This is a genomic window from Marinobacter daepoensis DSM 16072 (assembly GCF_000421165.1).
Classification (GTDB): domain Bacteria; phylum Pseudomonadota; class Gammaproteobacteria; order Pseudomonadales; family Oleiphilaceae; genus Marinobacter; species Marinobacter daepoensis.
On record NZ_ATWI01000009.1, the window covers coordinates 792,289 to 808,081 of the forward strand.

General features: G+C 56.2%; 13 protein-coding genes. 2 read left to right on the plus strand and 11 right to left on the minus strand.

Features of this window, described 5'->3' with window-relative positions; all coding sequences use genetic code 11:
• Positions 1 to 3 precede the first annotated feature (3 nt).
• The 8 genes from K325_RS0109195 to K325_RS0109230 form a co-directional block, all read right to left on the minus strand.
• On the minus strand, positions 4 to 1,053 hold the full coding sequence (locus K325_RS0109195) for an FAD:protein FMN transferase (RefSeq protein ID WP_029653973.1): 1,050 nt from the start codon (positions 1,051 to 1,053) through the stop codon (positions 4 to 6).
• 9 nt (positions 1,054 to 1,062) lie between these two features.
• Complete coding sequence (gene nqrF, locus K325_RS0109200; protein ID WP_029653974.1) at positions 1,063 to 2,289, minus strand: NADH:ubiquinone reductase (Na(+)-transporting) subunit F; 1,227 nt, start codon at positions 2,287 to 2,289, stop codon at positions 1,063 to 1,065.
• A gap of 37 nt (positions 2,290 to 2,326) precedes the next feature.
• Positions 2,327 to 2,935: an NADH:ubiquinone reductase (Na(+)-transporting) subunit E gene (gene nqrE / locus K325_RS0109205; RefSeq protein ID WP_029653975.1), complete on the minus strand. Its 609-nt coding sequence runs from the start codon at positions 2,933 to 2,935 to the stop codon at positions 2,327 to 2,329.
• Positions 2,935 to 3,600, minus strand: coding sequence for an NADH:ubiquinone reductase (Na(+)-transporting) subunit D (locus tag K325_RS0109210; RefSeq protein ID WP_029653976.1), 666 nt, complete (start codon positions 3,598 to 3,600; stop codon positions 2,935 to 2,937). Before K325_RS0109210 ends, nqrE begins: the two co-directional genes overlap by 1 nt.
• A 2-nt stretch (positions 3,601 to 3,602) precedes the next feature.
• Positions 3,603 to 4,406 carry a Na(+)-translocating NADH-quinone reductase subunit C gene (locus K325_RS0109215; RefSeq protein WP_029653977.1) on the minus strand — a complete coding sequence of 268 codons (804 nt, stop codon included), beginning with the start codon at positions 4,404 to 4,406 and terminating at the stop codon, positions 3,603 to 3,605.
• A complete protein-coding gene (locus K325_RS0109220; protein WP_029653978.1) occupies positions 4,399 to 5,607 on the minus strand; it encodes an NADH:ubiquinone reductase (Na(+)-transporting) subunit B in 1,209 nt (402 codons plus the stop codon). The genes K325_RS0109215 and K325_RS0109220 overlap by 8 nt, the downstream gene beginning before the upstream one ends.
• Positions 5,608 to 5,611: 4 nt before the next feature.
• Positions 5,612 to 6,958 carry a Na(+)-translocating NADH-quinone reductase subunit A gene (locus K325_RS0109225; protein WP_029653979.1) on the minus strand — a complete coding sequence of 449 codons (1,347 nt, stop codon included), beginning with the start codon at positions 6,956 to 6,958 and terminating at the stop codon, positions 5,612 to 5,614.
• Positions 6,959 to 7,281: 323 nt separating this feature from the next.
• Entirely contained in the window at positions 7,282 to 8,751 is a 1,470-nt protein-coding gene (locus K325_RS0109230) for a glyceraldehyde-3-phosphate dehydrogenase (RefSeq protein ID WP_029653980.1), read from the minus strand.
• A 171-nt stretch (positions 8,752 to 8,922) separates the two neighbouring features.
• On the opposite strand from K325_RS0109230, the gene mfd reads away from it, so the two are divergent.
• Together mfd and K325_RS0109240 are read left to right on the plus strand one after the other, a co-directional pair.
• Positions 8,923 to 12,444: a transcription-repair coupling factor gene (mfd, locus tag K325_RS0109235; protein ID WP_029653981.1), complete on the plus strand. Its 3,522-nt coding sequence runs from the start codon at positions 8,923 to 8,925 to the stop codon at positions 12,442 to 12,444.
• Between the two features lie 28 nt (positions 12,445 to 12,472).
• Positions 12,473 to 13,252 carry a CsiV family protein gene (locus K325_RS0109240; RefSeq protein ID WP_029653982.1) on the plus strand — a complete coding sequence of 260 codons (780 nt, stop codon included), beginning with the start codon at positions 12,473 to 12,475 and terminating at the stop codon, positions 13,250 to 13,252.
• Here K325_RS0109240 and K325_RS0109245 read toward each other — a convergent pair.
• The 3 genes from K325_RS0109245 to K325_RS0109255 are packed head-to-tail and all read right to left on the minus strand — an operon-like array spanning position 13,242 to position 15,786.
• Positions 13,242 to 14,021: an S-methyl-5'-thioinosine phosphorylase gene (locus K325_RS0109245; protein WP_029653983.1), complete on the minus strand. Its 780-nt coding sequence runs from the start codon at positions 14,019 to 14,021 to the stop codon at positions 13,242 to 13,244. The two genes, K325_RS0109240 and K325_RS0109245, sit on opposite strands and share 11 nt — an antisense overlap.
• Positions 14,018 to 15,262: a mechanosensitive ion channel family protein gene (locus K325_RS0109250; protein ID WP_029653984.1), complete on the minus strand. Its 1,245-nt coding sequence runs from the start codon at positions 15,260 to 15,262 to the stop codon at positions 14,018 to 14,020. Before K325_RS0109250 ends, K325_RS0109245 begins: the two co-directional genes overlap by 4 nt.
• Positions 15,263 to 15,285: 23 nt before the next feature.
• Entirely contained in the window at positions 15,286 to 15,786 is a 501-nt protein-coding gene (locus K325_RS0109255) for a L,D-transpeptidase (RefSeq protein WP_029653985.1), read from the minus strand.
• Positions 15,787 to 15,793: the final 7 nt, after the last annotated feature.

The following is a 15,793-nucleotide window of genomic DNA, read 5'->3' on the forward strand; positions in this document are numbered from 1 at the left end:
CCTTCACTGGACAAGGTAAGACGAGAATGCAGGTGTGTGATGGGTTTCAAAACCACCCTCTCCCCTCACAATAAAAAACGCGGGAATATTCTTCCGGGTTGCCAGGCTCATGGCTTTCTGGAACCCCATCACATTAAACCCGGTGGCCAGCGCATCAGCCGTCATACAGTCCTCGGCAATCACCGTCACAGAAGCCAGCCGGTGTGCAATTGGTTTTCCCGTTTCAGGGTCTATTGTATGGGAGTATCGAACCCCGTCCGATTCGTAATAGTTACGATAGTCACCCGACGTCGCCATAGCCTGGCGGTCCAGGGCAACCACACTACTGACCTCACGGCCGTTCGTTACCGGCTGCTCAATCGCCAGGCGCCACGCTGTCCCGTCCGGCTTCCGCCCCTGAGTCCGAACCTCACCACCAACCTCAACGAGGTAGGCCCCGATGCCCTGCGCATCGAGGTAGCGGGCCACCGCATCAACGCCATAACCTTTGGCTATGCCGGACAAATCCACGTACTGAGGTTTTTCGCTGCGTATCGAGGTATCCGCCGGGTTAAAGTCTAGATATTCCCAACCGGTGCCGCCCAGAACCATCGCCAATTCCGCTTCATCAGGAATCTGCTCCGGCTGCGCCTGGGGCCCAAACCCCCAGAGATTGACCACTGGCCCCACCGTAACATCAAAGGCACCGCCGGTGAGTTCCGCAATTTCGACGGCTCGATGGATCACCTCAAAAAGCTCGGGGGAAAGCCCATGCCAGCCTGACTGATCCGCCAGCGCATTCCAGCGGGATAGCTCAGAGTCAGACTTCCAGGTCGACATGGCCGCATCCACTTTATTGAGCTCCTGCTCAATACCATGGGCAAGAGTCTGAAGCCGCTGCTCATCCTCTGGCAATACAACATTAATGTGGTAGGTCGTCCCGAAAATCCCACCCGAGATTTCCCAGATATTTTCTTCTTCCTGAAACGAACAACCCGCCAGGGTGGCCAGAGTCAGCGTCATAACGACGCTGACCAAGGCTACCCTGACGGGTCGAAACATGCGGGATGTCATGCGGTTTAATTAACCTCCGAAATCATCCAGCATGATGTTTTCGTCCTCAACACCAAGATCTTTCAGCATCTTGATCACGGACGCGTTCATGATTGGGGGCCCACACATGTAGAACTCACAATCTTCCGGAGCCGGATGGTCCTTCAGATAGTTCTCGTACAACACGTTATGGATAAAGCCCGTCGGGCCATCCCAGTCGTCGGTCGGCAGTGGGTCGGAGAGTGCAACGTGCCACTCGAAGTTGTCGTTCTCAGCCGCCAGGCCGTCAAAATCTTCGACATAGAACATCTCGCGGACGCTCCGGGCACCGTACCAGAAGCTGATCTTCCGGTTCGAATTCAGGCGCTTGAGCTGGTCAAAGATGTGGGAACGCATGGGTGCCATACCCGCACCACCACCAATGAACACCATCTCCGCATCGGTATCCTTGGCGAAGAACTCACCAAACGGCCCCATAACCGTCACCTTGTCACCCGGCTTCAGGTTGAAGACGAAGGTAGACATGATTCCTGGCGGGTGATCAGTACCCGGAGGCGGCGTCGCAATACGGATGTTGAACTTCAGAAGACCTTTCTCTTCCGGGTAGTTCGCCATGGAATAGGCACGAATGGTCTCTTCCTTGTTCACACCCTTGTAGCGCCAGATATCGTGCTTGTCCCAGTCTTCGTGGAACTCTTCCTCAATATCGAAACCCTTGAACGGAATTTCATATGGAGGACACTCCAGCTGGACATAACCACCGGCACGGAAAGCAACCTCTTCGCCTTCGGGCAGTTTGAGCACCAACTCCTTGATGAAGGTCGCCACGTTGTGGTTGGAGATAACCTCACACTCCCACTTCTTGACGCCGAAGAACTCTTCCGGAACTTCGATCTTCATATCCTGTTTAACAGGAACCTGGCAGGACAAGCGCCAGCCTTCTTTTTCTTCACGGTTGGTGAAGTGGGTCTTTTCGGTAGGCAGCATGGCACCACCACCGTCAAGAACCTTACATTTACATTGTGCACAGGTACCGCCGCCGCCACAGGCAGAAGACAGGTAAATGCCGCTGTTGGCCAGGGTGCCCAGCAGTTTGCCGCCCGCGGCCGTCTGGAGCGTGTGCTCAGGGTCGTCGTTGATCTCAATGGTCACGTCACCGGTGCTTACCAGCTTGGAGCGGGCGGCAAGAATGATTGCCACCAGCGCCAGAACGATAACGGTGAACATGACCACGCCGAGAATAATTTCTGTATTCATGGTCTCGCCTTTTCGTTAAACCGAATCACCGGGTGAATTACAGGGAGATGCCGGAGAACGACATGAAACCCAGAGACATCAAACCAACCGTGATGAAGGTGATGCCAAGGCCACGCAGTCCATTCGGAACATCGCTGTACTTGAGTTTTTCACGGATACCTGCCAGAGCAATGATGGCCAGAGCCCAGCCAACACCGGCACCGAAACCGTAAACCACGCTCTCTCCAAAGGTGTAATCACGCTCTACCATGAACAGAGACGCACCCATGATTGCGCAGTTAACAGTAATCAGCGGCAGGAACACGCCCAGCGCGGAATACAGGGCCGGAATGTATTTATCCAGCACCATTTCCATGATCTGTACGATCGCGGCAATAACCCCGATGTAAGTCAGCAAGCCCAGAAAGCTCAGGTCAACGTTTGGCAAACCGGCCCATGTCAGAGCACCTTCACGCAAGATGCCATTATACAGCAGGTTGTTCACCGGAACGGTGACGGTCAGAACCACAACCACCGCGATTCCGAGCCCCGTTGCGGCTTCGATCTTCTTCGAGATGGCAAGGAACGTACACATCCCCAGGAAGAACGCCAGCGCCATGTTTTCAACAAAGATCGCCTTCAACAGAAGGCTGATGTAATGCTCCATCAGAAGGCCTCCTTGGTGGTGTGGCGAGACATTTTGTAATCCGGCTCTTCGACCTGATCCGGCTTCCAGCTACGCAGAGCCCAGATGCCAAGACCAATGATGAAGAACGCGCTCGGCGGAAGCAGCAACAGGCCGTTGGTCACGTACCAGCCACCATCGTTCACCGTCGGCAGCAGAGTGACACCGAACAGTGAGCCTGCTCCCAGCAGTTCGCGGAAAAACGCGACGAACAGCAGGATGATGGAGTAGCCCAGGCCATTACCGATACCGTCCAGGAAACTCATGAACGGCGGGTTGTTCATGGCGAAGCCTTCCGCGCGGCCCATCACGATGCAGTTGGTGATAATCAGACCAACAAACACGGACAGCTGCTTGGAAATCTCATAGGCATAGGCCTTGAGAATCTGATCAACCACGATAACCAGGGAAGCAATGATGGTCATCTGCACGATGATCCGGATGCTACCCGGAATCTGGGTCCGTACCAGCGAAACCGCCAGGTTGGAGAACGACGTTACCGCGATAACCGCCAGACACATAACGATACTGACGCTCATGCTAGTGGTAACCGCCAGCGCCGAACAGATACCCAGGATCTGCAAAGCGATTGGGTTATTACTGAAGATTGGTTCGAAGAGAACCTGTTTGGCTGATGCACCGGCCATGATCAGACCTCCCCTTCACGAAGTTTTTTCAGGAACGGAGCGAAACCGCGATCACCCATCCAGTAATTCACAAGCTGTTCAACGCCGCGGCTGGTCAGTGTGGCACCAGAGAGGGAATCAATCTTGTGTTCCTTATCTTTGGTATCAGCACTCACGCCACCCTTGACCAGTCGAATCTGGGGTTCAGTCGGGTCTTCGTTGTACAGTTCTTTGCCAACCCACTGCTGTTTCCAGCGAGGGTTATCCACTTCACCACCCAGACCCGGTGTTTCCGCGTGAGCGTAAAAACCCAGACCTTCGATGGTGTTCAGATCACCTTCCAGGGAAACAAAGCCGTACAGCGTAGACCAGAGACCATAACCGTGAACCGGCAGTACCACTCGTACCAGCTGGTCGTTTTCAGTCAGGGTGTACACCTTGGCCACATTGGGACGACGCTTGATGCCAGCCTTGTCTTCAGACGACGGAATGTTGGTAGACATTGCGGGGTCTGAAGCGGCCTTGTACATGTCGTACTTCATAGGATCATCAACGCCTACAGCGGACGGCTCTACAAAGTCACCGTTATCAAGGTCGACCAGACGCACATCAAAGCGGGCGAAGGTTTCCTCGATCTGCTCGGCACTGGCGCCGGGCTCAAACATACCGGCGGCAGCCAGTATGTTGGTTTTGATATCCAGGTTCTGGTTCTGGATCTGAGCTGGACGGAGCATGACCGCAGCCGTGGAAACCACCACGGAGAAGACAATACTCAGTACCAGTGCAACCATCAGGGTTCTGGAGACAGTATCTTTAGCTTTAGCCACGAGCAAGCCTCCGTTTGATGTTGGCCTGAACCACGTAATGGTCCATCAGCGGCGCAAACAGGTTAGCGAACAGGATTGCCAGCATGATGCCTTCCGGGAACGCCGGGTTGATCACTCGGATCAGAACCGTCATCACGCCGACCAGGATACCGAAGCACCAGCGACCGGTGTTGGTCATCGCTGCAGACACAGGGTCCGTTGCCATAAACATCATGCCGAAGGCGAAACCGCCCATCACCAGATGCCAGTGTGCCGGCACGCCGAACATCGGGTTGGTTTCAGAGCCGATGATATTCAGCAGCAGCGACATGCCGATCATGCCGATCAGGACGCCTCCGACAATGCGGTAAGAGGCAATTTTCATGGCCAGCAGGATCAGGCCGCCGATCAGGATGGCAATGGTGGACGTTTCGCCCATTGAGCCCTGAATGGTACCCACAAAGGCATTCATCCAGCCAATCTGTGCTTCCAGAGCTTCAAGCCCGCCAGAGGCAGCCCAGCTAAGAGCCGTAGCGCCACTGAAGCCGTCAACGGCTGTCCAGACGGTATCGCCTGAAATCTGAGCCGGGTAAGCGAAATACAGGAACGCACGACCTGTCAGGGCTGGGTTCAGGAAGTTTTTGCCCGTACCGCCAAACACTTCCTTACCAATAACCACCCCGAAGGTGATACCCAGAGCCACCTGCCACAAAGGAATCGTGGGCGGGCAGATCAGTGCAAACAGAACCGAGGTTACGAAGAAGCCTTCGTTCACCTCGTGCTTGCGTACGGTGGCGAACAACACTTCCCAGAAACCGCCAACTACAAAGGTCACCGCGTAGATCGGCACGAAGTAAGCCATGCCGTAAACGAAGTTATCCCACCAGCCTGCACCAGCTCCAGTGACTGCCAGCGCGGTGATGAAAGCTTCACGCAGGCCACCATCGGCAATCATGGCGTCCGGGTTGGATGCCAGGTAACTGTTGGCCTGAAAGCCAATGTTCCACATGCCAAAAAACATGGCCGGGAAGGTACACAGCCAGACCGTGATCATGATGCGCTTCAGGTCTATGCCATCACGTACATGAGAGGTCGTGGAGGTCACACTCCCGGGCGAGTAGAAAATGGTATCAACGGCTTCGTACAGGGCGTACCAGCGCTCGTACTTACCGCCTTTTTCAAAATGATGCTCGATGCCATCGAGAAACTGTCGGATTGCCATCGTATTAGCCCTCGATCTCGATTCGGGTCAGATTCTCGCGAAGAATCGGACCGTATTCATATTTGCCGGGGCACACGAAGGTGCACAGCGCCAGATCTTCTTCATCCAGCTCCAGGGCACCCAGTTTCTGTGCCATTTCAGTGTCGCCCACGATCAGCGAACGCAGCAGCTGCGTTGGCAGAATGTCCAGCGGCATCACCTGCTCATAAGCCCCGACCGGGACCATGGCACGCTCACTGCCGTTGGTGGTGGTGGTAAAGTTGAACCGTTTACCCGGTGCAAACTTGGACAGATAAATGTTCAGCACAGAGAACTTGTTCGGCCCGGGCGACAACCAGCCCATGAATTCACGCTTACTGTGCTCTTCAAGCACAGATATCTGGTTGGCGAACCGCCCCAGATACGCACAGGGGCCATCGCCTCGGCGACCACCAAACACAGAACCGGAAATAGCCCGAACGTCACAGTCCGTGGCCACTTCACCATCCAGAAGCTCTGCGAAGCTTGCGCCCACACGGGTGCGGACCAGCCGCGGCTTCAACGCTTTGGGACCGCCAACGGCCACAATTCGCTCAACCGGCAATTCGCCAGAAGCAAACAGTTTGGCGATGTCGATCACGTCCTGATAATTGATGGACCAGACCATTTTGGTGGCAGAGACAGGATCAAGATGATGGATATGGGTCCCGACGTTTCCGGCAGGGTGCACGCCATCGAACTGATGAACTTCGATCTTGTCGCTCTTGGGAACGGAAACATCAGAACCCGGTTTACCGGTCACAAACACCTTGCCGTTCGTCAGGCGAGACAGGATGGTCAGGCCTTTTTCAAAGGCGCTGCTGTTTTCCCGGATAATCACCGTCGGATCTGCAGCAAGCGGGTTGGTGTCCATCACGGAGACAAAGATGGAACTCGGTACGGAATCAATCTCAGGCACTTTGCTGTATGGGCGGGTGCGAAGTGCAGTCCAAAGACCGGACGCTACCAGATTATCCACCACCTGCTGACGCTCCAGACCGGCGAGGTCTGAATCGTTGTAGCGGGCAAAGGTTTCTGCCTCGTCGCCATCGATCTCGATGACAACAGACTGAAAGACGCGGCGCTCACCGCGATTGATTTCTTTCACCACGCCAGCGGCGGGTGACGTAAAACGAACGCCTTCGGTCTTCTTGTCCGTGAACAGCAGCGTACCGCGCTTGACACGGTCCCCCTCTTTCACAACCATCGTCGGCTTCATACCGTGGTAGTCAAAACCGATCAACGCCACGTGGCGAACCGGCTTGCCGTCAGTAATGGTCTGTTCGGGAGCGCCGCTGATGGGAAGATCCAGGCCTTTTTTGATCTTGATCATTAGCCTCATCCAATCATCAGAAACTATTCTGTGGATTTGTAACGCCCGGCCCCAGCGGCCCTGGTTTCCTTTCCGGACTGCGCCAAACGGCTGCCTCCGGACGTTCAAATGTCATGGCAGTTGCTGCCAAAAGCCATTTAACGCAGGAAAAGATAAGAAACGGGGTGCCAGACGTACCCAAAATCGCGCCAATTATAGAGATTAAGGAAACCTATTTCCACCGGTAACAAAAATGGTTTTCTCTCGTCGAAACCACAAAAAACCCTGACAACTCGCGCTGTCAGGGCTTCCTGTTGCCGTCTCACCAAAACCGGCCTACGACTTTAGTCGCGGGCCCGCTTGGGAAAGATCGGGTACGTTACGCCCGCCATCTGGTTTACACAGCGGATAACCTGGGCGCTGTAACCGAACTCGTTGTCGTACCACACGTACAGAATCAACCGCTTCCCATTGGCAATGGTCGCCTGAGCGTCCACGATGCCAGCGTGGCGAGAACCCACAAAATCGGTCGATACCACTTCCGGAGAGTTCACGAAATCGATTTGCTTCTGCAGCTCAGAATGCAGCGCCATGTCGCGCAGGTATTCGTTTACCTTCTCCGCATCCACCTCAGACTTCAGATTGAGATTCAGGATCGCCATGGAAACGTTGGGAGTCGGAACACGGATGGCATTACCGCTCAGCTTGCCTTTCAGCTCCGGCAAAGCTTTGGCAACGGCTTTGGCCGCGCCGGTTTCGGTAATAACCATGTTCAACGGGGCGCTGCGGCCACGACGACTGCCCTTGTGGTAGTTGTCGATCAGGTTCTGGTCGTTGGTGTAGGAGTGCACGGTTTCAACGTGGCCATCCTCAATACCGTACTCGTCATTGATGGCCTTCAGTACCGGCGTGATGGCGTTGGTGGTACAGGAAGCAGCAGACAGGATCTTGTCTTCGTCGGTGATCCAGTCGTTGTTGATGCCGTAAACGATGTTCTTGATGTCGCCCTTGCCCGGCGCCGTCAGAATCACGCGACTGACACCCCTGGACTTCAGATGCAGGCCCAGGCCCGCTTCATCGCGCCACTTACCGGTGTTGTCGACCACGATGGCATTGTTGATGCCGTATTCTGTGTAATCAACCTTATCGGGGCCATCGGAGTAGATCACCTTGATAAAATTGCCGTTGGCGATCAGCGCAGAGTTTTCCTCATCTACCGTGATCGTCCCATCAAACGGACCGTGCACGGAGTCACGACGCAGCAGGCTGGCACGCTTTTCGAGATCGTTCTCGGCACCACCCTGACGGACCACGATGGCACGCAGACGCAGGTTGTTACCGCCACCGGCCTTCTCAACCAGAATCCGGGCCAGCAGACGTCCAATCCGGCCAAAGCCATACAGAACCACGTCCTTGGTTTCGTCCTTGGCGCCCTGAGCGGCCTCTTCGGCATACTTGCCAACCACAGTGCCAATTTCCTGCTTCAGGAACTCGGAAAGATCCCCGCCAACAGACTTGAATTTGACCGCCAGCTTGCCGATATCCACGTGAGCGCGCCCAAGCTCCAGCTTGTCCATGGCCTCCAGAATCGGCATCGTGTCGTGAACAGACAGTTCACTGTCTTCAACCTGACGCACAAACCGATGGGCGCGGAGGATGTCGATGACAGACTGATTGATGATCGCACGACCATATACGGACGTAACGACATTGTTCTTGCGGTACAGACGGCCGATCAGAGGGATCATCGCTTCTGCGGTGGACTCCCGGTCAGTCCAGTTGGACAGGTGCTGGTTGATCTGTTCGTGACTCACGGTAGGAACCTCATATAGCACTGGAAATAATTTAGGGCGCACATTATCCAACTTAACGAGCCGAACGGCAAATAGCCGTTTGTCGGTACCACCCATGACACTGTCACAACCGGGCGATAGAATAGCGCCGCTCCGATCACTGATGCACCTTCTCAGGAGAACGCTTCACTCATGACCAAAGGCCAGGCTAACGTGCCGCTCATTGCTCCCATTGCGCCGGAAAAGGCAGCCGATCACCGAAAATGGGGCCAGCTGAACGGCTGCGCCGAGGCGCTCGCCATTTGCGAAGGTGCCCGGGATCACAAAGGGCTTACCCTGGTCATTACTCAGAGCACGAACGAAGCCATCCAGCTGGAGCAATCCATCCGCTTCTTCCTGGGGCTTCCAACCGACGAAGACGGTGCAACCCTCAGCCCCGACGGCCTGGAACTGCTCTCCCTGCCAGACTGGGAGACACTTCCTTACGATCTATTTTCGCCGCATCAGGACATCACTTCTCGCCGAATACGCTCACTGCACCGGCTGCCAACCACACGCCACGGCATTCTGGTGGTCCCTGCGCGCACACTGATGCACCGGCTGGCACCACCCAGCTACTTGCAAGGCAACACTCTACTGCTTGAAGTTGGCCAGACGCTCGACATTGACAGCTGGCGCATGCAACTGGAGGCAGCCGGTTATCACCATACAGACAACGTCTACGAACACGGCGAATACGCGGTTCGCGGGGCCATTCTGGACATCTACCCCATGGGCTCTAACCTGCCCTACCGCATCGATCTCTTTGACGATGAAATCGAAACCCTGAGGACGTTCGACCCTGAAACCCAGCGATCCATAGAGCGAACCGAGCGCATCGAACTGCTGCCAGCGAACGAGTTCCCGTGGCGCAAGGAGGCCCGTTCCGGCTTTCGTAACCGCTGGTGGGAGCATTTTCCGAACGCCGATAAAGATTCACCCGTCTATCAGGACGTGACTCACGGCATCACTCCACCTGGCATCGAGTACTATCTGCCGCTGTTCTTTGACGAAACCGCCACCCTGTTTGACTACCTGCCAGACACGACACTGGTCTTCACCGCCGACAGTCTGAACGACGCGGTGGACGCTTTTGACGCCGAAACCCGCTCCAGGTACGAAGACCGCAGGCACGACCGGCTGCGCCCGATTTTACCCCCGGGCAAACTGTTCCTGCAGCCAGACGAAGTGTTCAGCCAACTCAAACGCTACCCACGCATTACCTGCACCGCCCAACACGCGGCTGGTGCGGGAGCCACCAACTGCGGAACGGAATCGCTGCCAGAAGTCGCCATGGACGGACGCGCCGCAGACCCTGCCGCGCGCCTGAAGCGCTTTATTCAGGAGTTCCAGGGCCGCATCCTGATCTGCGCAGAATCTTCAGGGCGCCGGGAAGCTCTCATTGACAACCTGAGCGACCACAAACTCAGGCTCGCCACCGTACAAGGCTGGTCGGAATTTCTCGAAAACGACAAGATCAGTCTGGCCATCACGATTGCGCCACTTGAACAAGGCATGGTGTTATCGCACAAAAATCTGGCCCTGATTACTGAGACCGCACTGTTTGGTGAGCAGGTTCTGCAGCGCCGCCGACGCCAGAAACCCACAGAGACAGACGACGCCGGTTACCGGGACTTATCCGAACTGAGAATCGGCGCCCCAGTGGTGCACATCGATCATGGTGTCGGACGATATAAAGGCCTGGAAACGCTCACCGCAGGAGGCCAGTCCGACGAATTCCTGACTCTGGAATACGCGGGGGGATCAAAGCTCTACGTGCCCGTTTCCAGCCTTCACCTGATCTCCCGCTATGCGGGCACCGATGAAGAGCATGCCCCTCTGCACAAACTGGGCACTGAACGCTGGAGCAACGCCAAGCAGAAAGCCCTGGAAAAAATCAGGGATACCGCCGCCGAGCTGCTCGACGTTTATGCCCGGCGGGAAGCACGTAAAGGGTTTCAGTTTGAAGACCCAAAAGAGGCTTATCGTACTTTTGCCGCCGGGTTCCCATTTGAAGAAACACCAGACCAACAAGTCGCTATCCAGGCCGTCTTCGAGGACATGACCGGAGAACGCCCCATGGATCGCCTTGTCTGCGGGGATGTGGGCTTCGGCAAGACCGAGGTCGCTATGCGGGCCGCCTTCCTTGCCACCTGGTCGGGGAAGCAGGTCGCCGTTCTGGTCCCGACCACCCTGCTTGCTCAGCAGCATTATGAATCGTTCCGCGACCGCTTTTCGGAGACCCCGGTCAACGTGGAACTGCTCAGCCGGTTCCGCAGCGGCAGCCAGACCAGCAAAGCCATTTCCGCCCTTGAGGAAGGCAAGGCCGACATTGTGATCGGCACCCACAAGCTCCTGCAAGGCGACATCCGGTTCAAGAATCTGGGACTGGTGATCATTGATGAGGAACACCGGTTCGGCGTTCAGCAGAAAGAGAAGCTCAAGTCGCTGAGAGCGGAAGTCGATATGCTGACCCTGACCGCCACGCCGATTCCACGCACCCTGAATATGGCCATGGGGCACCTGCGGGATCTCTCCATCATTGCCACTCCCCCGGCTCGCCGTTTGTCCGTCAAGACCTTCGTACGCCAACGCGACGACAGCATGGTGAAAGAGGCCATCCTCCGTGAAATCCTTCGGGGCGGCCAGGTGTATTTTCTGCACAACGACGTCTCAACCATCGAAAAAACAGCCGAAGACTTGCGCACCCTGATTCCCGAAGCGCGCGTTGGAGTGGCCCACGGACAAATGCGCGAGCGACAGCTTGAGCAGATCATGTCGGATTTCTATCACAAACGGTTTAACGTACTGGTGTGCACCACCATCGTGGAAACCGGCATCGACATCCCAAGCGCAAACACCATCATCATCGAGCGCGCGGACAAATTTGGCCTCGCCCAGCTTCACCAACTGCGGGGCCGGGTTGGGCGCTCCCACCACCAGGCCTATGCGTACTTACTGACACCTCCACCCAAAAGCATCTCTGCCGATGCCAAAAAGCGGCTGGACGCCATTGCAGAATCTCAGGATCTGGGGGCAGGTTTCATGCTGGCCACCCACGATCTGGAAATACGGGGCGCCGGAGAACTGCTCGGAGAAGAACAGAGCGGCCAGATCGAGAGCATTGGCTTTACGCTGTATATGCAGCTTCTGGACGAAGCCGTCAAAGCCATTCGCGATGGCCGAACACCCAACGCCGAGCTCCCGCTGAGCCACGGCACCGAGATGAATCTCCGAATCCCGGCCATTATCCCGGACGACTATCTGCCAGATGTACACAACCGCCTCATGCTCTACAAGCGCATCGCCAGCGTGAAAGACGACGAGGCATTAAAAGAACTTCAGGTAGAAATGATTGACCGTTTCGGATTATTACCGGAGCCGGCAAAAAACCTGATTCGCCAGACCCAGCTGCGCCTGATGGCAGAAGCTCTGGGCATGGTCAAAGTGGATGCCGGCAAGGAATGGGTACGCCTGGAGTTCGGCACCTCAACCCCGGTAGACCCTCTCGAACTGGTTAAAAAAGTGCAATCCGCACCCGACAGATACCGGCTTGAAGGCGCCAACAGCTTTCGCTTCCGGCTGAATGATGACTCAACCGATGGTAAACTCGACGCCATCGCATCGATGCTGGCCGAACTGGCCCCGGACAAGCCCCGGACGAAAGCATCCTGACAACCAAGACTCTGGTGGAGTAACGCCCTTGCAAGCCCAACTCTCACGCTCCAGGCCCATCATGGCCAGCGTAACACTGGCCGCATCACTCGCGCTCATACCATCGAGCCTGTGGGCCCAGGAAACACCGAACAACTATTACCGGGCCGAGCTGGTGATTCTGCAACGCCTTGTGGACCCGGCAAGCATCGAAGAAAACATGGCAGGCAAGCCGGTGGAGCCCACCAACACTCAGAGCAAGAGGCTCTGGGTTGAATCTGAATCCGGGGCACGTCAGACCGACCTGAACCTGGTCTCCCGCAACAACTTGCATTTAGGCGAAGGCGCCAACCGTCTTGAGCGTAGCGGCCACTACAAAGTACTGGCGAGTGCCGGCTGGTATCAGACCTTCCCCCCAAACCGTAAAGGCGAACCGCTGCGAGTTGCTGTTGGAGAGTGGCTGACCGAAGCCGGGCAGCGAGCCATTGAGGGCCAGATCACGATTGACCGGCAGCGTTACCTCCACGTCAATGTTGAGCTTAACCACTGGGCCATAAGCGAGGAGGCAGACACCCTGCCGGCGACACCAGCCTCGGAACGCGCAGAAAACTCCGCTCCGGTTTTTTCTGACGGAACTGCAAGCAGCGCCAACCCTGAAGACCGAGAATCCATGGCTGACCAAACCGCGCCGGCTTACACCACTCGCCAGGCACCAGTAGAGCTTGTAACCTGGATTCGTGAAACCCGCCGGATGCGCAGCGAGGAAATCCACTTCATCGATTCCCCCACCATCGGCGTCCTGGTATTTTTCAGGAAAATCAAGGGGTAGGCGAAAGCCGCCCCAACTTCTCCATCGACCCTTCCAGAATCTGCTTCACACCAGACATGCCCTGAGCAATAGCTTCCTCAATTTCGGCCATGGTAATGATGTGGTCGGTCTTTCCTGCAGCCCAGTTCACCACCAGCCCAAGGCTGACATACCGCAACCCCCTTTCCGCCGCCAGAACCGCTTCGGGCATCCCCGTCATACCCACAATGTCACACCCATCCCGCTCCATCCGCCGAATCTCGGCCGCCGTTTCCAGCCGCGGGCCCTGAGTCGCACCATAAACTCCAAATGCCGAAAATGGCACTCCGGCCAGACGGGCAGATTCAATCAGCACCTCCCGGGCCTCCTGATCGTACGGCCAGGTAAAATCGATGTGCGTCACCTCCGCCAGATCTCCCTCAAAGAACGTACTCTCACGCCCCCAGGTGTAATCGATCAGCTGGTCCGGAACCACAATATGAGCAGGCCCCATGTCTCCGTGAATACCACCCACGGCATTCACACCCACCACCACCCGGGCTCCGGCATCGTGCAGAGCCTGAATGTTTGCCCGGTAGTTCACCTGATGCGGCGGGATACGATGGGGATTCCCATGCCTTGAAAGGAAAACCACCGACTGATCTCCTAACTGGCCACGCAACAAGCTGGAAGAAGGCTCTCCCCACGCCGTCGTCACCGACTCTTCGCCGGTAATCCTGAGATCACTCAGGCTGGTAAGCCCGGTTCCGCCGATGATACCTACCGGCGATTTTCCACTCTGCTCTGTCATTCCCCGTCTCCGGACTCTGAATTGGCGTCTCCGTATCCACGGCCCTGATCGCGGCTGGCAGGCTTTCCAGAGCGCGATGACGACTGCCCTGCCGCCGCTTTGGCCGCCGGCTGTTCGCTGCCAGGAGGCGCCGGGTCATCCACCCGAACGCCATCCGGCAAATGCAATGTGCGCGTCGGGAAGGCCACCTCGGCACCGTGATTTTCAATAATGTCGCTGATTTTCAGCAGAACATCTTCTTTGACTTCATGGAAGCGCACCCACTGGGTGGTTTTAGTGAAGGTATACACCATGATATCGAGAGAGGATGCGTTGAATGCCAGAAAGTTGACGATCAGAGTCTGCTTGGCGTCAATCTCCTCATGGTTACTCAGCATGTCCCGAATCTCGTCCACAATCGTTCTCATGGAATGGACGTCAGCATACCGGATGCCGATGGTTTCGCTGATACGACGATTCGTCATGCGGGAAGGGTTTTCCACAGCAATACTGGTGAATGCCGCATTCGGAACGTAGAGCGGGCGTTTGTCAAAGGTGCGGATCGTCGTCAGGCGCCAGCCGATATGCTCCACGGTTCCTTCAATATTGCGGTCGGGAGAGCGTACCCAGTCCCCGACCTTGAACGGCCGGTCGAGGTGAATGATGAACCCACCGAAAAAGTTTGCCAGCAAGTCTTTGGCGGCAAAGCCAACCGCAATACCGCCCACGCCACCGAAAGCCAGTACACCGGAAATGCTGAACCCAAGCGTCTGGAGCGCGGTGAGCACCGCAGTGATGATGACCACAGCCCTGGAGAGCTTGCTGATTGCGTTAACCGTGGTGTAGTCCATCGGTTTCCGCATTTTGATCGGCGAGGTCAGAATTTTTTCCAGCTGCTTGATCAGACCAAGGAAAACCCAGACAACCACCCAGACAAACCCGATCTGTAACAGCGTGCCGTTCGCCTTGAAGATCTCGGCTTCGGAGAAATGGTGAGCGACCTCCGCCGCCCAGTAGATGCCCTGCAGCCAGACAAACGCCACCAAAGGCCGGCGCGATGCATGAAGGATGGCGTCATCCCAGATATTACTGGTCGCGGCGAACTTTTTCTCCAACGCAGCGACAAGATGACTGACCATGTAAGCAACCGTCGCCGTACCCAGAACCAGCAGAAAAACCAGAACACCGGCACGCCAGCCATCGGACAAAAGACCAAAACGCTCGATCCAGCCATTCAGCACATTCAAGAGTTCAGCGATCATCCTGTTCCTCAGATATTTTCAGGTTAAGAAATCCGAACGTGGGTTCCGGCAGGGACCCGATCAAACAGTTCAACAATATCGGCATTACGCATCCGGATGCAGCCATGGGACCGGGCCACCCCCATAGGCTCACTGTCTGGTGTGCCGTGGATATAGATATAACGACGAAAGGTGTCCACGCCCGGACCACGATTCTGCCCCCACTCACAACCGCAAAGCCACAGAATACGAGTCAGAATCCAGTCGCGCTCCGGATAAGCTTCCGCCAGCCCAGGACTGTATACCTCGCCCGTCGGGCGGCGCCCACGAAATACCGTATTTACAGGTTCGCCAGCGCCAATTCGGGCACGAACGTAATGATCACCGAGCGGGGTACAGCCACTGCCATCCGCTTGACCGGGCCCGTTAAGGCCAGTGGAAACCGGATAGCGGGCAACAATCTCCCCACCCTGATTGGTGAGTGTCAGGCTTTGACTGGCAATATCAACAGACAGAATAACCCCGGGGGGCATAGAATCGGGCATTGGAAAA